Consider the following 21,013-nt stretch of genomic DNA (forward strand, 5'->3'; position numbering starts at 1 on the left):
CGACCGGAGGGTGGCGTGCCGCTGTTCACCATTGCCCGGGCCGCCGGCCCGCTGTCGCGGCCCGAGCGGGGGCTCGCCAGGTTTCTCACCCTGGCCCTGTTCGGCACGTCCGTGGTACTGACCCCGGTGACGGCCGCGTCGGCGGCCGGCACCGTCGTGTTCAACCAGCCCTTCCACAACAACACGGCCAACGGCACCGGTGCCGTGGTGCTGCCCTCGCTGCCGAGTGGTTCGTCCGGGTCGAACTACGCCTGCCTGACCGCCTCCGGCAACACCGGCACCGGCGTCCTGCAGAGCTGCAGCGGGAACACGGACAGTCAGGGCTCGGGCAAGCTGCGCCTGACGAACGCGACGACGAGCAAGGAGGGCGGCCTCTTCGGCGCGGTCAGCGTGCCCGCCTCGCAGGGGCTCGACGTGACGTTCAACACCTACCAGTACGGCGGGACCGGGGCCGACGGCATCGCCTTCGTGCTGGCGGCGGTCGATCCGGCGAACCCGAAGTCGCCGGCCAACATCGGTCAGTCAGGCGGCGCCCTCGGTTACTCCGGGACCAGCTCCGTGGTCGGCATGGCGTACGGGTATCTCGGTATCGGTCTCGACGTGTACGGAAACTTCAGCAGCAGCACCTACCAGGGAAGCGGCTGCACGAACCTGTCGGGCACGGGTGTCCGGGTACCCGGCCAGGTCGTCATCCGCGGGCCGGGCAACGGCACCGTCGGATACTGCGCGCTCAACACCACGGCCGCCTCGACGAGCGCCACCCCGCTGGCGCTGCGGGCGACCAGCCGTACCGCCGTTCCTGTTCAGATCGGTATCAACCCCACCGCGGTGTCGCTGACCACCGCCGCCGGACTGGTGGTCCCGCCCGGCAGTTACGTGGTGGTGGTCACCCTGGTGGGCGGTACGAACAAGACCCTGACCGGTAGCCTTCCGACGGTTCCCACCGGCCTGTACCCGGCGAGCTGGCTGAACGCCAACGGGACTCCCCGGCAACTGGCCTTCGGCTGGGTGGCCTCCACCGGAAGCGTGACCGACTTTCACGAGGTCGACGCGGCCACGGTGACCACGACCAGCTCGGTCCCCCAGCTGACCGTCGCACAGACCGGTTACAGCGCCACGACGCCGGCGCCCGGCGCCCCCGTGACCTACAGCGTCGTCTCCGGCGTCGGCACGGACAGCATCGCGGAGTCCTCGCCGATCTCGGTGACCCAGACCATGCCGGCCGGGGTGGTGCCCACCGGCGCCTACGGAACGGGATGGGTCTGCGCGGCGCCGGTCGGGCAGTCCGTCACGTGCACCAACAGCAACGTCCCGTTCGCGGCCGGAGTGACGTTACCGCCGATCACGATGACGGGCGTCGTCACCGGGACCAGTGTCACCCAGACCCTGATCCAGACCGCGACCGTGGTCACCTCCTCGTCGATCGACGCCAACCCCGCCTACTCGACGACGACGACCCAGGGAACGCTGCCGTCGGCGCCCAGCGGCATCAGCCTGAGTTCGACGACGGGGTCGATCTCCGGTGGCTCCTCGAACATCGTGAGCGGGACGAACATCTCCAACGCGACGGCCATCATGATCGGTACCGCCGCCGAGCAGGCGGCCGGCACCGCCGTCGTCCTGCTGCCCTGCGCCTCGGGGGCCACCACCGGGTGTTTCACCGCCAATGCCAACGGCACGTTGACCATTCCCGCCATGCCGGCCCGAGCCGCCAGCGCGTCGGTGTCGGTCACCGTGGTCACCCTGGGACTCGCCGCGTCCGCCACCTACATCTACGCCGCCTCCCCGGCCGCGCCCGCCGCCCCCGCCGCCACGGCGGGGGTGAGCAGCGCCACGGTGACCTGGACGGCGCCGAACAACAACGGCAGCGCCATCACCGGTTACCTGGTGACCCCGTACAAGAATGGGGTGGCCCAGACCCCGGTGGCCTATGACGCCTCGGCCACCACCCGGACGCTGAGCGGGCTGACCACCGGTGTGCCGTACACCTTCACGGTGACCGCCACGAACGCCTTCGGCACCGGGTCGGCCAGTCCGGTGTCCAACGCGGTCACCCCGTACGCCGTTCCCGGTAAGCCGACCATCGCCTCGGCCACCGCCGGAACCTCCTCGGCGAACCTCACCTGGACGGCACCGGCGACCAACGGCAGCGACATCACCGGCTACATCGTCACGCCCTACATCGGTGGCGTCGCGCAGTCGCCCCAGACGTTCAACAGCAATGCGACCACCCAGGTCGTCACCGGTCTGACACCGGGGACCTCGTACCGGTTCACCGTAGCCGCCGTGAACGCGGCGGGCTCCGGCGCGCCATCCGACCTGTCGGCCACCGTCGTCCCCAACGCCGCGCCCGCCTTCACCTTCGCCGCGCCACCGGCCGGTGAGGTGAACGTCGCCTACAGCGTGCCGCTGACGGTCACCGGTGGTACGACCCCGTACGTGTGGTCGGTCAGCGCGGGCAGCCTGCCGCCGGGCCTGACCCTGAACGCCTCCACCGGAGTGCTGTCCGGCACCCCCACTCTGAGAGGTAGCTACTCCTTCACCGCTCAGGTGACGGACGCCAGCAACGTGACCGCCACCCGGGCGGTCACCCTGGTCATCGCGGCGGCACCCGTTCTGACGTTCCCGGCGCCGCCCAACGGCGAGGTGAGCATCCCCTACAGCATCCCGCTGACCGTCACCGGGGGCACCGCGCCGTACGTCTGGTCGATCACGGCGGGCAGCCTGCCGCCGGGGCTGACCCTGAACGCCTCCACCGGAGTGCTGTCGGGCACCCCGACGGCCGGAGGCTCCTTCTCCTTCTCCGTCAAGGTGCTCGACGCCCTGAACCAGAGCGACACCAGGACGGTGAGCCTGACGATCGCGGCGCTGCCGGCGTTCACCTTCAACGCGCCACCGGCAGGGCAGGTCGGAGTCTCCTACAGCGTCCCGCTGACCGTCACCGGGGGCACCGCGCCGTACGTCTGGTCGATCACGGCGGGCAGCCTGCCGCCGGGGCTGACCCTGAACGCCTCCACCGGCGTGCTGTCGGGCACCCCGACCACGACGGGCAGCTACCCCGTCACCTTCCGGGTGGTCGACGCCGCCGGCCTGGCCGCCACCCAGTCCGCGACCCTGGTCATGGTGGCCGGACCTCTGGTCATGGTCAAGACGGCCGGCGCCTCCTCGGTGGTACCTGGTGACACGCTCACCTACACGATCACCGTGAACAACACCGGGTCGAGTGCCTTCAACGGGGCGACACTGACCGATCCGCTGGCGGATGTCCTCGACGACGCGACCTACAACGGTGACGCGTCCGCGAACATCGGCTCGGTCTCGGTGACCGGTCAGACCCTGAACTGGGCCGGAAACGTGCCGGCCGGCGGGGTCGCCACCATCACCTACTCGGTCACGGTGAGCAGCCCAGGCGCCGGTAACAAGGTGCTGGCCAACGCGGTGACCTCGTCGACCGTCGGCAGCACCTGCCCGAGTGGCGGCAGCGACTCCCGATGCTCCGCCACCGTCACCGTGTCCGGCCTGTCCATCGCCAAGGTCGCCAGCGTCGCGACGACGACTCCCGGAGGGACGATCGGCTACACCGTCACGGTGACGAACAACGGGCAGACCCCGTACACCGGCGCGACGTTCGCCGACTCGATGGCCGGCCTGCTCGACGACGCCGTCTACAACGCCGACGCGACCGCCTCCAGCGGCAGCGTGTCGTACACCGGCCCCAACCTGACCTGGACCGGCAACCTCGCTCCCGGCGCGAGCGCGAACATCACCTACTCGGCCACGGTGCGAAACCCCGACGGCGGGGATCGGACCGTATCCAACACGATCACCTCCGGCACCCCCGGCAGCACCTGCCCGGCCGGCAACCGCGCCGCGTCGTGCACCGCCACCGTCACGGTCCTGGTTCCGGGTCTCACGATCAGCAGCAGCGCGGACGTGGCCACGGCCACGCCGGGCTCGGTCGTGAACTACACGTTGACGGCTGCCAACACCGGGCAGACCCCGTACGCCGGGACGAGTTTCACCGCCTCGCTGGCGGGCGTGCTGGACGACGCGACGGTCAACGGCAGCCTCTCCGCGACGTCGGGCACCGTCGTCAACAACCTGAACGGCACCTTCACCTGGACGGGTGACCTGGCCATCGGCGCGAGCGTCACCATCACCGGCTCGGTCACCGTGAACAATCCCGACACCGGAGACAGGGTCCTCCGGACCGCCGTCACCTCGGCCGCACCGGGCAACAACTGCCCGGTGGGCAACCAGGCACCCGGGTGCTTCAGCACCGTCACGGTCCTGATCCCCGGCCTGACGATCGCCAAGTCGGTCGGCACGTTGACCACGACCCCCGGTTCGGTCGTGAACTACACGGTGCTGGTCACCAACTCGGGGCAGACCGCTTACACCGGTGCGACGTTCGCCGACGCGCTGGGCGGGGTGCTGGACGACGCGACCTACAACGCGGACGCCGCCGCGACCAGCGGCTCGGTCGGCTTCGCGAGCTCCACGCTGACCTGGACCGGCAACCTCGCGGTCGGGGCGAGCGCCACGATCACCTACTCGGTCACCGTCAACAACCCCGACAACGGGAACAGGACGCTGACCGACACCCTCACCTCGGCCACCGCCGGCAGCAACTGCCCCGCGGGCAGCGGCGATGCCCGGTGCGCCAGCAGCGTGACGGTCCTCGTCCCGCAGTTGACGATCAACGCCGGGGCGGACGCGGCCACGACGACCCCGGGGGGCGTCGTGAATTACACCACCACGCTGGCCAACACCGGGCAGACCCCGTACACGGGCATCAGCGCCGTAATCGATGTCTCGGCCACGCTCGACGACGCGACCTACAACGGCGACCTCACGGCCAGTTCGGGCAGTGTCAGCGTGTCCCCGAACGGTTCGATCACCTGGGGCGGGGACATCGCGGTCGGCGCGAGCGCCACGATCACCTACTCGGTCACCGTGAACAACCCCGACACCGGCGACAAGGTCCTGAGAAGCGCCGTCACGTCCACCGCTCCCGGCAGCGGCTGCCCGGTCATCGGTGCGACGGCGCCCGGCTGCTTCACCCTGGTCACCGTCCTGGTCCCGGCGTTGACGATCACGAACACCGCCGACACCCAGACGACCACGCCGGGTGGCACGGTCACCTATACGACGACGGTGACCAACACCGGGCAGACCCCCTACAGCGGCGCCCAGGTCACCAATCAGCTGGCCCAGGTGTTCAACGACGCCGACTACAACGGCGACGCGACCGCGACGACCGGCACCGTCGCCTTCGCCGGGTCCAACCTGACCTGGACCGGTGACCTGGCGATCGGGGCGAGCGCGACCGTCACCTACTCGGTCACCGTGCGAAACCCCGACCGCGGGGACAAGGTGATGACCAACACCGCGGTGTCGTCCGCCCCGGGCAGTACCTGCCCGGCGGGGAGCACCGGCACGGGGTGCGTCTCGGTGGTGACAGTCCTGGTGCCGAGGCTGACCATCGCGGTGAGCTCGGACACCAGCACGACGACGCCCGGGGCCACCGTCCACTACACGGTCACCGTCACCAACTCCGGGCAGACCCCGTACACCGGGGCCGCCGTCACCGACCTGCTGACCGGGGTGCTGGACGACGCGACCTACAACGCGGACGCCGGGGCCACGACGGGTACGGTCACCCTCGCCGGGTCCAACCTGGGCTGGACCGGTAACCTGGCGGTCGGCGCGAGTGCCACGATCACCTACTCGGTCACCGTCAACAATCCCGACACCGGAGACGCGCTGCTCTCCAGCACCGCCGTCTCGTCCACCACGGGGAGCAACTGCCCGGCAGGGGGCACCGATTCGCGCTGCACCGTCGTGGTGGCGGTGGCGCGGCTGGTCATCTCGCAGAGTTACGTCGGGAGCAGTGCCACACCGGGGTCGACGATCCGGCTCAACGCCACGTTCAGCAACACCGGGAAGGTGCCCTATACGGGGATCAGCATTTCCAGTCCGACCGCCGGTACCGTCGACGACGCCGTCCCCAACGGGGACCAGACCGCGAGTTCGGGGACGCTGGTCCTCGGCGCCACGGCCATCACCTGGACCGGCAACATTCCCGTCGGGGGCACCGTCACGGTCACCGGCACCCTGACCGTGAAGAATCCCCCCACCGGGGACAAGATCGTCACTGGCACCCTGGTCTCGGCCGCTCCCGGTAACAACTGCCCGGCCGGCGGCTCCGACCCCCGCTGCACGGCCCTGCTCAATGTCGTCGTCCCGGGCCTGACGATCGCCAACATCGCCGACACCCCCGTCACGGTCCAGGGTGGCACCGTCAACTACACGGTCACCGTCACCAACTCCGGGCAGACGCCGTACACCGGTGCGACGTTCACCGAGTCGCTGGCGGGTGTGCTGGACGACGCGGTCTACAACGGCGACGTGTCGGCGACGAGCGGCACCGTCTCCTACGCCGCCCCCAACCTGACCTGGACCGGCGATCTGGCGGTCGGGGCGAGCGCGACGATCACCTACTCGGTCACCGTACGAAACCCCGACCCCGGCGACAGGAACCTGACCGGCACGATCTCCTCGCCCACCATCGGCGGCAACTGCGCTCCGGCGAGTGGCAACGCGCAGTGCACCAGCACTGTGATCGTGCTCATCCCCGCGCTGACCATCACCCAGACCGACGTTCCCACCACGGCGGTGCCGGGGAGCACGATCACCTACACGATCATCGTCACCAACACCGGGCAGCTTTCCTACACGGGGGCGACGTTCACCGAGTCGCTGGCGGGTGTGCTGGACGACGCGGTCTACAACGGCGGCGCGACGGCGACGACCGGCAGCATGTCCTACACCAGCCCCAACCTGACCTGGACCGGAAACCTCGTGCCCGGCGCGAGCGCGACGATCACCTACACGGTCACCGTCGACAACCCGGTGACCGGTGACGCGAACCTGGTGAGCGCGATCACCTCCACCACTTCCGGCAACAACTGCCCGTCCGGTGGGACCGACCCCCGCTGCGGCACCAGTGTCCCGGTCACCGGGCTCACCACGCTGACCTTCGACAAGGCCGCGAGCACCCCCTCGGCCGGGCAGGGCGAGACGGTCACCTACACCGTCACGATCAGCAACAGCGGGCTGACGCCCTACGTCGGCGCGACGTTCACCGATGATCTGACCGACGTCCTGGACGACAGCACCTACAACAACGACGCCGTGGCGGGCACGGGCACCGTCGGCTACACCGCACCCAACCTGACCTGGACCGGAACCGTCCCCGCCGAAGGGACGACCACGGTCGTCTACTCGGTGACGGTGAACACCTCGCCCGACGGGAACCTCGTCAACACCCTGGTCTCGACCTCACCGGACGGCAACTGCGCCGCGGCGAGCACCGATCCGCGCTGCACGGCCACGGTGACCGTGGCCAAGCTGACCATCGTGACCACGTCCAACGCGGCGACCTACCTGCCGGGCGAGGTGGTGCACTACACGTCGGTGATGACCAACGCCGGACAGACGCCGTACCACGGGATCAGCGTGCTGTTCAACGGGATCGAGGGCGTCGACGACAGCGTCTCCAACGGGGACCAGAGCGCCACCTCCGGATCGCTGTCACTGGGCCTCGACGGGCTGACCTGGACCGGGAACATTCCGGTGGGCGGTAGTGTCACGCTGACCGGCAGCCTCACGGTGAACAACCCCGACACCGGCGACAAGCTGATCACCCTCACCTCGGTCTCCGCGGCACAGGGCAGCAGCTGTCCCGTGACGACCGCTCCCGGCTGCACCACCTCGGTCACCGTGCTGACCCCCGGTCTGACGATCACCAAGGTCGCGGACCGGAGCGTGGTGGTCCCCGGCGGCCCGGTGGCCTACACGCTCACGATCGCCAACAGCGGGAACAGCGCGTACACCGGCGCCGTCGTCACCGACTCGCTGACCGGGGTGCTGGACGCGGCGACGTACAACGGCGACGCGGTGGCGACGACCGGAACGGTCGGCCTCGCGGACGAGGTCCTGACCTGGACCGGTGACCTGGCGGTCGGCGCGACCGCGACCGTCACCTACTCCGTCACCTCGATCAGCCCCCCCACCGGTGACAAGCTTCTGAGCAACGGCGTCGCCTCCACCGAGATGGGCAGCACCTGCCCGCCCGGCAGCGGGAGTTCGGCCTGCCGTTCGGGGATCGTCGTTCTCACGCCACTCCTGACGATCGTGAAGACGCCCGGCGTCACGTCGACCACACCCGGGGGGACGGTCGGCTACACGGTCACCGCCACCAACACCGGACAGGTCCCCTTCGCCGCGGCGACGTTCACCGACGTGCTGGCCGGGGTGCTGGACGACGCCGTCTACAACGGCGACGCGAGCGCCACGCGCGGCACCGTCACCTTCGCCGGCTCCAATCTGACCTGGACCGGAGCTCTCAACCCCGGACAGGGGGTCACCCTCACCTACAGCGTCACGACGAACACCCCCGGTGCCGGTGACCAGAAGCTGACCAACACTGTCACCTCGGCCACCGCGGGCAGTACCTGCCCGACCGGAAGCACGGACGCCCGCTGCTTCGACGAGGTCCTGATCTCCAGAATCAAGATCACTATGGTGGCGGACGTCGTCACCGCCGTCCCGACCGGGGTCGTCACCTACACGGTCACGATCGCCAACACCGGGCAGACGCCGTACACCAGCCGCACCACCGTGAACGGCCTGCTCGCCGGGGTCCTCGACGACGCGGTCTACAACGGTGACGGAACGACCTCGTCGGGCAACCTCGCCTTCACCTCCGCGACCAGCCAGATGGTGTGGACCGGTCTTCTCCCGATCGGCACGAATGTCACCATCACCTTCTCGGTAAGGGTGCAGAACCCCGATCCGGGCGACAAGGTGCTCAACGCCGTCATGACCTCCGACGCGCTGGGCAACAACTGCCCGGTGGGGAGCACCGACCCGCTCTGTGCCTCGACGGTCACCGTGCTGACCCCCGTCCTGGCCCTCTCCACGAGCGCGGACCGGACGACGGTCACTCCCGGCGGGACCATCACCTACACGACCACGGTCGCCAACACCGGCCAGACCCCGTACACCGGGGCGACGGCGACCGACGATCTCTCGCAGGTGCTCACCGACGCCGTCTACAACGGCGACGCGAGCGCTACCAACGGCACCGTCACCTTCACCGGTCCCGGCCTGACCTGGACCGGTGATCTGGCGGTCGGCGCGACCGCGACGATCACCTACTCGGTCACCGTGAACAACCCCGACCTGGGTGACAAGCTGATCGAAAACGATGTCTCCTCCGACACGCCGGGCAGCACCTGCCCGTCCACCGGCTCCGTCCCGGCGTGCACGACACTCGTCACCGTGCTCGTCCCGGCGCTGACCATCGTCAAGACCGCCGACACGGTGACCACGACCCCCGGCGGCACGGTCGGCTACACGATCACGGCCACCAACACCGGGCAGACAGACTACACCGGCGTGACCGTCACCGATCCGCTGGCGGCGGTGCTGGACGACGCCGACTACAACGGGGACGCGACCGCCACGGTCGGCACGGTCGCCGTTGTCGGGCAGACCCTGACCTGGAGCGGTGATCTGGCGGTCGGGGTGACGGTGACCATCGGCTACTCGGTCACCGTCAACAATCCGGACACCGGCAACCTGCTGCTCACCGACACCGTCGTCTCCGGCGCGCCGGGCAGCACCTGCCCGGTGGGGGGCGGCGCCCCGGCCTGTACCTCGACGGTGACCGTGCTCATCCCCGGACTGGCCGTCTCCATCGCCGCCGGCCGGCCGACCACGACCCCCGGCGGCGTCACCCGTTTCACGATCACGATCGCCAACACCGGCCAGACCCCGTACGAAGGCGTGAGCGTCGCGAACGCTCTCGCCGACGTGCTGGACGAGGCCGTCTACGACAATGACGCGATCGCCACGGCCGGCACGGTCGCCGTTGCCGGGCAGACCCTGACCTGGACCGGCGATATGGCGGTCGGGGCGACCGTGACCGTCACGTACACGGTGAAGGCCGGCGACCCCAACACCGGAGACACGAGCATGACCAGCGTCGTCTCCTCGTCCGCACCGGGCAGCACCTGCCCGGTGGACTCCACCGCCCCGGCCTGCACCGCGACCGTGACCATCCTGATCCCCGCACTGAGCATCGCCATGACCGCCGACACGGCGACCACGACCCCCGGGAGCACGGTCGGCTACACGATCACGGTCACCAACACCGGGCAGACGGACTACGCCGCGGCCTCCGTCGTCGCCGCGCTCGACGGGGTGCTCCCCGACGCCGTCTACAACGGCGACGCGAGTGCCTCCACCGGCGTCTTCGACTACACCGCGCCGAAACTGACCTGGACCGGCGGCCTCGCGATGGGCGCGAGCACCGCGATCACCTACTCCGTCACGGTGCAGGATCCCGACCCCGGGGACAAGGTCCTGACCAGCGGCGTGAGCTCCACCACGCCGGGCAGCACCTGTCCGGTGGGCAGCACCGACCCGGCGTGCGCGACACTCGTGCGCGTCCTGGTGCCGCGGCTCACGATCACGCAGACCGCCGACACCGGCACCGTCGTCGCCGGGGGCGCCGTCCACTACACGGTGACCCTGGTCAACACCGGTGAGACCGCCTACGCCGGTGCCGCGTTCACCGAGTCGCTGGCCGGGGTGCTCGACGACGCCACCTACGGCAACGACGCGACCGCCTCCGTCGGCACCGTCACCTTCGCCGGCGGCGTCCTCGGCTGGAGTGGCGATCTCGCCATCGGCGCCACCGCCACGGTCACCTACTCGATCACCGGCATCTATCCTCCTTCGGGCGACAGGATCATGACCACCACCGTCGTCTCCGCCACCGCCGGATCGACCTGCCCCGAAGGGGGAGACGATCCGGGCTGCACCACGACCGTCACCGTCCTGACTCCCGGTCTCACCATCACCAAGACCGCGAACAACAGCGGTGCCGTGGTGGCGGAGGCCACCGTCCAGTACACGATCACGGTCACGAACACCGGTGAGACCCCGTACGCCGCTGCCGCGGTCACCGACTCGCTGGCCGGGGTGCTCGACGACGCCGTCTACAACAACGACGCGAGCGCCTCCACCGGCACCGTCACCTATGCCGACGGCATCCTCGGCTGGACCGGAACGCTGCCGATGGAGGCGAGCGCGGTCATCACCTTCACCGTCGTCACCGATGAGGAGGTCACGGGTGAGGAGGTCACGGGTGACGGAACTCTCGACAATCGGGTCACCTCGGCGACGACGGGTAGCAACTGTCCGGTCGGGGGCACCGACCCGCGGTGCTCGGTCGTGATCACCTTGACCCCCACCAGTATCACCCTCACCGACCTGACCAGCAGCTTCGTCTTGGCAGGCACTCCGGATTCGACGGCCAGGAGCAACGGAGCCGTGACCATGACCGTCATCACGAACAGCGTCGACGGCTACAGCGTCACCGTGCAGGCGGATTCGGCCGAGCTCACCTCGGACCAGCCCGGCAACGACGTCACCATCCCGATCGGGAACCTGCGCGTGCGCGAGAGCGGCACGTCGGCCTTCCAGGCCGTCTCGGCCGGCACCCCGGTACTCGTCCACCAGCAGGACAGTCCGTCCGCTCCCGACGGGGACGCCATCGGCAATGACTTCGAGGGTTACATCCCCTTTGTCCCGGTCGGCAGCTATTCGGCGACGCTCACCTACGTCGCGACGGCCAGTTGACGCGCAGACGCCCCCGCCGGGAACCCGGTGGGGTCTACCAAGCACCTCTCACTCGAACCCGAACAACGTGAAGGAGCAAGTCATGGCAGTGATCACGCGGCGTGCCGCCGCTCTCTGCGGACTCGGCGCGGTCCTGGTCGTCGCCCTTGCCACACCCTCGGCGGCGTTCGCGCTCAAACCGCACCCCGACGACAAGGAGGTGAAGGCGGCCATCGTGGCCGCCCCCAGGCTGAGCATCAGCATCGACAACGGCCAGACCACCGCCGAGGCGGGGGACCGGTTCACCTACACCGTCACCGTCAACAACGTCGGCACGGACAAGGCGCGTGAGCTCAGGATCACTCAGAGCCTGCCGACCGGCCTGCACTTCGTCTCGGCCGACGGCCAGGGCAGGGCGGAGGAGGGCCAGGTCCGCTGGACCGCCGATGTGCCGGCGGGCAAGAAGGCCGTCTTCCACACCACCGCCGAGGTGCGAGACACCCCGGAGGACCTGCTCCGCCTGGCCACCGTCGCCTGTGCGAGCGTCAAGACGGACGACAAGCCCCTGGTCTGCGCCACCCACTCCGACCAGCTGCCGGCCGGCGCGGCCGCCGAGGCGGCCGCCCACGAGGCGGCCAACCCCGTGGCCGGCCGCCTGTGGTACGCGGGTGCGGGCGCCGGTCTGCTGGCCCTGGCCCTGACCGTGCTCCTGGTCCTCCGCCGCACCGGACTCCGCCGTCACCTGGGGCGGTCGCCCTCGTAACGATCCGCGCCCAGCCTCATGACACGGGCGAGAAGAACCCGTATGTGGGCACCCCCGGCCGTGGGGGTGCCCACGGCCTACTCGTCGCCGGTGAGGGAGAAGCCGCGGAGGCGCTGGCCCGACCAGACCACCGCGCCGACGGTGATGATCAGCAGGGCCGGTACGGCGAAGCCGAGGGTGATCTCGGTGGAGAAGAACGGTGAGGAGGACACCTGGTCGGCGATCGACTGGGCCCACTGCTGGATGGAGAACCTCCGGGCACCGGGGACGAAGTTGCCCACCACGCCCTCCCAGACGAGTGCGTAGACGATGCCGATGGTGACCGCGTGCCGGGTCAGCACACCCAGCAGCATGAACACCGCCGCGTACGCGATCCCGCCGACCAGGGCACCGAGGGCGAAGCCGTAGGCGATCCCGGATTCGAGGTTGACCAGCAGGTAGGCCGCGACGAAGGTCGGTACGGCGGCGAACAGCGCGAGCATCGAGGCGGCGACCACGAACTTGGTCTGCGCGATCACCGGGCGGGAGATCGGCTTGGCCAGCAGATGGATGATCGTGCCGTCGTCGATCTCGGGGGCGATCACCCCGGTCCCGGCGATCAGGCCGAGCAGCGGCAGCATGGTGCCGATGGCGAAGGTCCGCATGAGCGTGACCGCGGTCCGCTCGTCGGCGGCGCCGATGAGGTTCAGCAGGGCCGCCATGACGACCAGCACCAGGGGCAGCATGATCAGCAGCCAGATCCGGCGGCGGCCGAGGAGGGCCCGGTAGGAGATTCCGGCGATGACACCGTTCATGATCAGCTGCTCCTGTTGATCAGGTAGGAGAAGACGCTCTCCAGGTCCTCGTCGGCGGGGGAGACCTGCCAGACGCGTACGTCCGCGTCCCTGGCGACCCTGGGCAGCAGGCGGGTGAAGCGCCGGAAGTCGACCGCCTGCACCTCCAGGCCCGCCTCGGTCAGCGAGACCGCGCCCGAGGAGGCGTCGGCGATCAGCGCGGACGCCAGGCGGCGGTCGTCGCTGGAGCGGACCCGGAACAGGTGCGGGCGGTCGGTCATCCGGCGGCGGATCTCACGGAAGTCCCCGGAGGCGGCGTGCCGGCCCGCGACCAGCACCTCGATGTGCTGGGCGACGCGTTCCACCTCCTCCAGGATGTGCGAGCTGAACAGGATGGTCTTGCCCGCCGCGCCCATGGCGCTGACCAGGTCCATCAGGTGCAGGCGCTGGCGGGGGTCCATGCCGTTGAACGGCTCGTCGAGCAGCAGGACCTGGGGGTCGTGCACCAGGGCGGCGGCCACCTTGACGCGCTGGCGCATGCCCTTGGAGTACGTCTCGATCCTGCGGTCCTTGGCGCTCTCCATCTCCACCAGGGCGAGCGCCTTGCGGGCGGCGTCCTCGGGGTCGGGCAGGCGGTGCAGCTTCGCGCTGGACAGCACGAACTGCCAGCCGGTGAGGAAGCCGTAGACGGCCTCGCGCTCGGGGACCAGGCCGATGGAGCGGTAGATCTGGTGGTTGCGCCAGATCTGGTCGCCGTCCAGGGTGACGGTGCCGCCCGAGGGCGCCAGGAACCCGGCCATCATGTGCAGCAGCGTGGACTTGCCCGCGCCGTTCGGGCCGAGCAGCCCGGTGACACCGGGGCCGACGGTCATGGTGATGTCGTTGACGGCGACCACGTTGCCGTACCAGCGGGAGACCTGGGCCAGTTCGATCCTCATCGGGAGGCCGCCTTCCGGTAGCGCGCGATCAGGGCCGTCACGGACAGGCCGATCAGCGCGATCATGATCACTCCGGCGACCAGGCTGCCCGCGCCCGAGGGGTAGATGACGTTCGAGGCGGGGGTCGCCCCGAAGATTCCGACGTGCACGGCGGCGTCCACCAGGAAGAACGGGTTGATCAGCCAGGCCCACGCGGCGGTGGCGTCGTCGCCCATCGACTCCAGCACCCCGTACAGCACCGTGGAGACGGCGGAGGTGAGCAGGTAGAGGGCGATGACCGAGGCCACGCCCAGACCGCGTCTGGGGGTGAACGAGGCGATGGCGATGCCGAGACAGGCCAGCAGCAGCGCGTAGCCGGCCGCGCCGGCCATGCTGGTGAGGTATTCGACGGTGTGCGTGTCGCCGGGCAGGTCGATGACCACCTCACCGATGAACAGCACGGTGAGCGGCACCGCCAGCAGCAGGAACATCGCCGCGGTCATCGCCGCCAGCTTCGCCCCGACGTAGTCCCAGAGCGTCACCGGGCGCGACAGGTAGAGCGGCAGCACCCGGAAGCGCAGGTCGGGGGCGACGGCGTACGGCGACTGGGAGGCCAGGAAGATCGCGAGCACGACCTGCATGAAGACCGCGTAATCGGTGTAGCGAAGGCCCTCCTGCTTGATCAGCGCCATCGCCGCGATGGAGACGACGGCGGGCAGGAACATGATGCCCACCAGCATGAAAGGAATGATCTTGGAGCGGGCGGTGCGGCCGAGCCCGAAGATCCCGCGCAGGCTGTGCACGGTCAGCGCGGCGGTGGCGTGGCCCCGGCCGAGCCGCACCCCGTCGTAGTGGCGGTATCCGATGTCGTGGATGACACCCGTGGGTTCAGACATTGGCCGGCTCCCTGAAGACGTCCTCGATGCGCTGGCGCCCCTGTTCCAGGCGGACGAGGCAGAGGTCGAGCTCGCAGACGGCGTCGCGGAGGACATCAAAGGTCTCCGGCGCGCGGACGTGGACGAGCAGCATCCTGCCGTGCGGGGTGACGGTCTCGCCCAGCTCGGTCAGCCGGGCCACGAGCGCGTCCTGGCCCTCCTCCACCTCGACGGTCACGGTCTGGGTCTGCTGGGTGAACTCCCCGATGGCCGAGGAGCGCAGCAGCTTGCCGCCGTCGATCACGATGACGTGGTCGCAGACCCGCTCAAGCTCGCCCAGCAGGTGGGAGGTGACCAGCACGCTGATGCCGAACTCCGAGCCGATCCTGCGGATCAGCGCGAGCATCTCGTCACGGCCCTGCGGGTCGAGGCCGTTGGTGGGCTCGTCCAGCAGGACCAGGCGCGGGTCGTGCACCAGGGCCTGGGCCAGCTTGACCCGCTGCTTCATGCCGGTGGAGTAGCCGCCCATCGCGCGGTAGCGCTCCTCGTAGAGCCCGACGTGGCGCAGCACGTCGGCGGCGCGTTCGCGGGCCGCGGTGCGCGGCAGGCCGGACATCTGGGCCATGTGCACGGTGAACTCGGTGGCGGACAGATCGGGCGGCAGGCAGTCGTGCTCGGGCATGTAGCCCACGATCCGGCGGATCTCCGCGCCCCTGGTCGCGGTGTCCATGCCCAGCACCTGGGCGCGGCCGGCGCTGGGTTCGAGCAGGCCGAGCAGGATCTTGATCAGCGTGGACTTGCCCGCGCCGTTGGCGCCGACCAGACCGGTCACGCCGGGGCCGACGGTGACGGTGAGCTGGTCGAGCGCCGTCACCCGGGGGAAACGTCTGGTCAGTCCCTCGGTGGCGAGGATAGTCATACCGGGACACTATCCGCCGTCGCGGACGGACACCTCAGTCGTACGAAGGAGTTCCCCTCGTCCAAAAGGGCGGTTCACCGCCTGCCGGGGGGTACCGGAAGGCGCATGCCGAACCGGGACCAGTAGGCCCTCTGCGCGAGGAGCGTCAGCACCCCGGAGATGATCATTCCTGCGATGTTCACCCCGAGCTGGACGGCCGACGCGCCCATGTCGCCCCAGCGCGACAGCGCGGCGGCGACCGCGAAGTAGCCCGCGGCCGGGACCGTGGTGACCGAGATGAAGACGCCGACCAGCGCCGAGGACTTGCCGGCGGTCACCGAGAGCACCCCGGCGGCCCCGGCGAGCAGCGCCACGATGAACGACCACCTGTCGGGCTTGACGATGAACTCGATCTCCTCGTGCCCGGTCCGCAACGAGTCGCTGTCGATCCAGCCCAGCCACCGCCAGGCCAGCGCGCAGGCGAAGGTGACCGCGAGGGCGACGGCGAAGCCCACGGCCAGGGTACGGAGCGCGCGGCCGATCAGCTGTCGGTCGGCACGGATCAGGCCGAAGCAGATGGCCGCGATCGCACCGAACTCCGGCCCCAGCACCATCGCGCCGACGATGAGGATCGGCGAGTTGACGATCACACCGATCGCCGCGATCTGTGTGGCGATCACCAGGAACGCGAGGAAGGCCCAGGTGAGCCGGGAGTCGTCGCCGACCCGCTGGGCGAACTCCGCCCAGACCACCGCGTCGTCCCCGTCGCCGGGCGCCTCCTCCTGGGCGCGCTCGGACACCTCCGAGATCGACAGGTCGACCTCCTCGGCCGCGATCGACCCCTCGGTGTGCAGGCCGAGCCGCTGCAGGTGCTCGATCACCTCGTTGGCGGCCTCGCGGGCGACATCGAACTGGACGAGGTCCCCGGCGGGGGAGCGCGCGGCACCGGGAAGCACGACGATGTTGACCACGCCGACGCAGGTTTCGAGCACCTCCAGCACACCGTCCGACAATTCCGGCGGACTGATCACGCGCAGATGCAGCACGGGCCAACCTTAGGACCTGTGGGCGGCTTACTGAAGCCCGGAGAATCTCCGGCCTCTCATCCGGCGGACGCGGCGCGGAGCAGGCGGAGCTGGCCGATCTCGGCGATGTTCTTCATCAGTTCGGAGTTGACCCAGGCGATCATGTGGGCGACGGTCAGTTCGGGGCTGTCCGGCCAGGGGAAGGGGGCGGTGGCGTCCAGGTCGGCGTCGGTGAGCCGGTCCAGCACCGCCAGCCACTCCACGCGAAGGCCGCGTAGCCAGTCGACGGTGGCCTGCCCGTCGCCCGGCCACCCGATCTCCTCCCGGTCACGTGGTGTCCGCCCCCGCGCGTGGTCGATGGTCACCGTCCACCACCAGCCGATGTGCCAGGTGACCCAGCCGAGGGTGGGGACCGGAATGGGATCGGGTTCGGCATCGTCCCAGTCCGGCACCCACATCCCGTCGACGCCCGGGCGCACCGTCCAGTAGTGGGGCGCGGGCTCCCAGAGAAAGTCCTCCGGCCGCAACCGCTCCAGATGGAGTTCGAACAGCGACCAGGTCAGCTCGAACTGCCAGCGGAGCAGTTCACCACGGGAAACAGTCACCGGCCGACCCTGCCACAGCGCCGGTCCGTTCAGAAAGCCGTTTTCCGGCGGCCGGGACCCTCCCCAGCCGGCGTTGTGGGATGTCACGCCGGAGTACGGCGGTGTCGGTGGCGCCGTACCAGGGCGGGCAGCCAGGGTGCGGTGCCGGCCAGGACCAGGAGCGAGAGCAGCGGTATCCGCCGCCACCACGAGATGCTCGCCGGTGGCGGGGGCGGTGTGGGCGTCACCCACGGCCGTGCGGTCTTCGACCAGGCCAGGAACGCGTCGCCGATCGGGAGCAGGCCGAAGGCGTACCGCTTGGTCCACGGGGTGTCGAGCGGCAGGCCGGCCAGCGCCTCGGTGAGCGGCGCGTCGCCGTGGACCTGGGCGGCGCCGAGGGTGACCGCGGTCGCCGCTGATCCTAGGGGGCGAAAGGGGCGGAAAGTCAGATGCGGCGGAGGCGGACGCGGCTGACCGAGTGGTCGGCGCTCTTGTGCAGGACCAGGTCGGCGCGGCCCCTGGTGGGGGCGATGTTCTCCAGGAGGTTGCGCTCGTTGATGTCGCGCCAGATGTCCTTGGCGAACTCGGTCGCCTGCTCCTCGGACAGCTCGGCGAGGTGCCTGAAGTAGGACTTCGGGTCCTCGAAGGCGGTCTGCCGCAGCTTGTGGAAGCGGTCCACGTACCAGTCGCGGATGTGCTCGACCTTGGCGTCCACGTAGATGGAGAAGTCGAAGTAGTCGTTGATCGCGAGCGCGGTGGGCGGGGCGGGCTGCAGCACGTTGAGGCCCTCGACGATGAGGATGTCGGGCCGGCGGATGGTCTGGGTCGCACCGGGCACGATGTCGTACTCCAGATGGCTGTAGACCGGGGCCGTCACCTCGGGCAGGCCCGCCTTGACGTCGGCGACGAACCTGACCAGGGCCCGCCGGTCGTAGCTCTCCGGGAAGCCCTTCCGGTGCATGATGTTCCTGGCGGTGAGGACCTCGTTCGGGAACAGGAAGCTGTCCGTGGTGATCAGGTCCACCCGGGGGTGCTCCGGCCAGCGGGCCAGCAGGGTGTGCAGCAGCCTGGCGGTGGTCGACTTGCCGACCGCGACGCTGCCGGCGATGCCCAGGACGTACGGGGCCGTCCGCCGCTCGCCGCCGAGGAAGGTGTTGAGTGCCGCGCTGCGCTGCCTGACTCCGGTGAAGTGCAGGTTGAGCAGCCGGGTGAGCGGCAGGTAGATATCGGTGACCTCGGTCAGGTCGATCGGGTCGTCGACGCCGCGCAGTTCCTCCAGTTCGCTCTCGGTGAGCGTCAGGGGGGTGTTCTTCCGCAGGTCGCTCCACTGAGCCCGGCTCAGCTGCACGTACGGTGTCGCGGTGTCCAAACCGTTGGCCATGTTCAGCAAGCCTACTGATCGCCTCTGCGTACGATCCTGCCGGGTGCCAGGCGGGATTCTTGGGGTGTCTGGGGGGTTCTCCATAGACAAGGTGGCCGATCTCTCAGGGAAGGGGGTAGGTCATGTGCGGCATAGTGGGATATACGGGACAGCGGCAGGCGATCGAGGTCGCCGTCGAGGGACTGGGCCGGCTGGAGTACCGGGGGTACGACTCGGCGGGAATCGCACTGGTCGGATCCGGCGGCCTGGTCGTGGAGAAACGGGCGGGGAAGCTGGCCAACCTGCGCTCGGCACTGGTCTCGCGGCCCGCGCCGCCGTCGACGGTCGGGATCGGGCACACCAGATGGGCCACCCACGGGGCGCCCACCGACCGCAACGCCCACCCGCACACCGACTGTCACGGGCGGATCGCGGTCATCCACAACGGGATCATCGAGAACTTCGCCGCGCTCAGGAGTGAGCTGGAGGACAAGGGCCACCGGATCGTCTCCGAGACCGACACGGAGGTGGTGGCGCATCTGCTGGAGGAGTTCGCCGCCGGTGGCCTGGCGGAGGCGATGCGCCGGGTCTGCCTGCGGCTGGAGGGGGCGTTCACGCTGCTCGCGGTCTCGGTGGACGAGCCCGAGGTGGTGGTGGGGGCGCGGCGTAACTCGCCGCTGGTGGTCGGCAGAGGGGACGGGGAGAACTTCCTCGGCTCGGACGTGGCGGCCTTCATCGCCTACACACGCGAGGCGGTGGAGCTGGGGCAGGACCAGGTGGTCGAGCTGCGTCCCTCGAAGATCACGGTCTTCGACTTCCAGGGGGCTCCGGCCGAGACGCGTGACTATCACATCGGCTGGGACGCCTCGGCCGCCGAGAAGGACGGCTACGACCACTTCATGCTCAAGGAGATCGCCGAGCAGCCCAGGGCCGTCGCCGACACGCTGCTCGGCAGGGTCGGCCAGGACGGCCTGCTGGTGCTGGACGAGATGCGCCTGTCCGACCAGGAGCTACGCGACATCAACAAGATCATCCTGGTGGCCTGCGGGACCTCGTACCACGCCGGGCTCATCGCGAAGTACGCCATCGAGCACTGGGCTCAGCTGCCCTGCGAGGTCGAGGTGGCCAGCGAGTTCCGCTACCGCGACCCGATCCTCACCCGGGACACACTGGTCGTCGTGATCAGCCAGTCGGGCGAGACGATGGACACGCTCATGGCGGTACGGCACGCGCGCGGGCAGCGCTCCCGGGTGCTGGCGGTGTGCAACGTGAACGGCTCCACGATCTCCCGCGAGTCCGACGCCGTCCTCTACACGCACGCGGGCCCGGAGGTCGCGGTGGCCTCCACCAAGGCCTTCCTCACCCAGCTGGTGGCCTGCTACCTGGTGGCGCTCTACCTCGCGCAGGTCCGGGGCACCAAGTTCGGCGACGAGATCACCCAGATCGTCGACCGGCTGGCGGAGATGCCGTCGAAGGTGAGCGAGGTCCTCTCGACGGTCGAACCGGTCCGCGCGCTGGCCAGATCGCTGGCCGCTGAGCGGTGCGTGCTCTTCCTCGGGCGGCACGTGGGCTTCCCCGTCGCGCTGGAGGGAGCGCTGAAGCTCAAGGAACTGGCGTACATGCACGCCGAGGGCTTCGCCGCGGGGGAGCTCAAGCACGGCCCGATCGCGCTGATCGACAAGGGGCTCCCGGTCGTGGTGGTCGTCCCCTCGCTGTCCGGCCAGCGGGTGATCCACGACAAGATCGTGTCCAACATCCAGGAGATCAGGGCCAGGGGCGCCAGGACCCTCGTCATCGCCGAGGAGGGCGACGACGTGGTCGAGCGGTACGCCGACACGCTGATCCGCATCCCGGCCGTGCCGACCCTGCTCCAGCCGCTGGTCGCCACGGTGCCGCTCCAGGTCTTCGCCTGTGAGCTGGCCACCGCCAAGGGGCACGACGTCGACCAGCCCCGCAATCTCGCCAAGTCGGTCACGGTGGAGTAAGCCCCGGACGGGGGTTGTCCACAGCTTGTGGACAACCCCTATGGATTACCAGGGGGCAGAAGTGGGAACAGGAGCTGCCCGCTTTCTTGCACGGTTAATTGTCGATATATGCCATATAGCGGACTGCTGACGGCGGATT

Annotated in this window: 10 protein-coding genes; 3 read left to right on the plus strand and 7 right to left on the minus strand. The window is 69.6% G+C overall.

The window, feature by feature from the left end; translation table 11 throughout:
* Positions 1 to 15: 15 nt before the first annotated feature.
* On the plus strand, positions 16 to 11,715 hold the full coding sequence (locus ACWD3H_RS27270) for a DUF7927 domain-containing protein (RefSeq protein ID WP_451956996.1): 11,700 nt from the start codon (positions 16 to 18) through the stop codon (positions 11,713 to 11,715).
* An 82-nt stretch (positions 11,716 to 11,797) separates the two neighbouring features.
* Positions 11,798 to 12,457, plus strand: a complete 660-nt coding sequence (locus tag ACWD3H_RS27275; protein WP_451956997.1) for a hypothetical protein — start codon at positions 11,798 to 11,800, stop codon at positions 12,455 to 12,457.
* 77 nt (positions 12,458 to 12,534) lie between these two features.
* Here ACWD3H_RS27275 and ACWD3H_RS27280 read toward each other — a convergent pair whose 3' ends face one another.
* The 7 genes from ACWD3H_RS27280 to coaA all read right to left on the minus strand — a co-directional run bounded on the left by ACWD3H_RS27280 (position 12,535) and on the right by coaA (position 18,910).
* A complete protein-coding gene (locus tag ACWD3H_RS27280) occupies positions 12,535 to 13,251 on the minus strand; it encodes an ABC transporter permease (protein ID WP_350911403.1) in 717 nt (238 codons plus the stop codon).
* A 2-nt stretch (positions 13,252 to 13,253) separates the two neighbouring features.
* On the minus strand, positions 13,254 to 14,168 hold the full coding sequence (locus tag ACWD3H_RS27285; protein ID WP_355551535.1) for an ABC transporter ATP-binding protein: 915 nt from the start codon (positions 14,166 to 14,168) through the stop codon (positions 13,254 to 13,256).
* Positions 14,165 to 15,043 (minus strand): ABC transporter permease, encoded by an 879-nt coding sequence (locus ACWD3H_RS27290; protein WP_355551538.1) that lies wholly within the window; start codon positions 15,041 to 15,043, stop codon positions 14,165 to 14,167. Before ACWD3H_RS27290 ends, ACWD3H_RS27285 begins: the two co-directional genes overlap by 4 nt.
* Complete coding sequence (locus ACWD3H_RS27295; protein WP_350911409.1) at positions 15,036 to 15,941, minus strand: ABC transporter ATP-binding protein; 906 nt, start codon at positions 15,939 to 15,941, stop codon at positions 15,036 to 15,038. The genes ACWD3H_RS27290 and ACWD3H_RS27295 overlap by 8 nt, the downstream gene beginning before the upstream one ends.
* A 74-nt stretch (positions 15,942 to 16,015) precedes the next feature.
* A complete protein-coding gene (locus ACWD3H_RS27300; protein ID WP_451956998.1) occupies positions 16,016 to 16,966 on the minus strand; it encodes a DUF389 domain-containing protein in 951 nt (316 codons plus the stop codon).
* A 56-nt stretch (positions 16,967 to 17,022) separates the two neighbouring features.
* Positions 17,023 to 17,550, minus strand: coding sequence for a DinB family protein (locus ACWD3H_RS27305; RefSeq protein WP_451956999.1), 528 nt, complete (start codon positions 17,548 to 17,550; stop codon positions 17,023 to 17,025).
* A 424-nt stretch (positions 17,551 to 17,974) separates the two neighbouring features.
* Positions 17,975 to 18,910: a type I pantothenate kinase gene (coaA, locus tag ACWD3H_RS27310; protein ID WP_355551553.1), complete on the minus strand. Its 936-nt coding sequence runs from the start codon at positions 18,908 to 18,910 to the stop codon at positions 17,975 to 17,977.
* 122 nt (positions 18,911 to 19,032) lie between these two features.
* Here coaA and glmS point away from each other — a divergent pair, with 122 nt between their 5' ends.
* Complete coding sequence (gene glmS, locus ACWD3H_RS27315) at positions 19,033 to 20,874, plus strand: glutamine--fructose-6-phosphate transaminase (isomerizing) (protein ID WP_451957000.1); 1,842 nt, start codon at positions 19,033 to 19,035, stop codon at positions 20,872 to 20,874.
* Positions 20,875 to 21,013: the final 139 nt, after the last annotated feature.

Source organism: Streptosporangium sp. NPDC002607 (genome assembly GCF_053592655.1).

Bases quoted from the DNA above. Each gene is read 5' to 3' on its own strand.
- ACWD3H_RS27275 (WP_451956997.1), top strand. From the start codon at position 11,798: ATGGCAGTGATCACGCGGCGTGCCGCCGCTCTCTGCGGACTCGGCGCG.
- ACWD3H_RS27280 (WP_350911403.1), bottom strand. From the start codon at position 13,251: ATGAACGGTGTCATCGCCGGAATCTCCTACCGGGCCCTCCTCGGCCGC.
- ACWD3H_RS27285 (WP_355551535.1), bottom strand. From the start codon at position 14,168: ATGAGGATCGAACTGGCCCAGGTCTCCCGCTGGTACGGCAACGTGGTC.
- ACWD3H_RS27290 (WP_355551538.1), bottom strand. From the start codon at position 15,043: ATGTCTGAACCCACGGGTGTCATCCACGACATCGGATACCGCCACTAC.
- ACWD3H_RS27295 (WP_350911409.1), bottom strand. From the start codon at position 15,941: ATGACTATCCTCGCCACCGAGGGACTGACCAGACGTTTCCCCCGGGTG.
- coaA (WP_355551553.1), bottom strand. From the start codon at position 18,910: ATGGCCAACGGTTTGGACACCGCGACACCGTACGTGCAGCTGAGCCGG.
- glmS (WP_451957000.1), top strand. From the start codon at position 19,033: ATGTGCGGCATAGTGGGATATACGGGACAGCGGCAGGCGATCGAGGTC.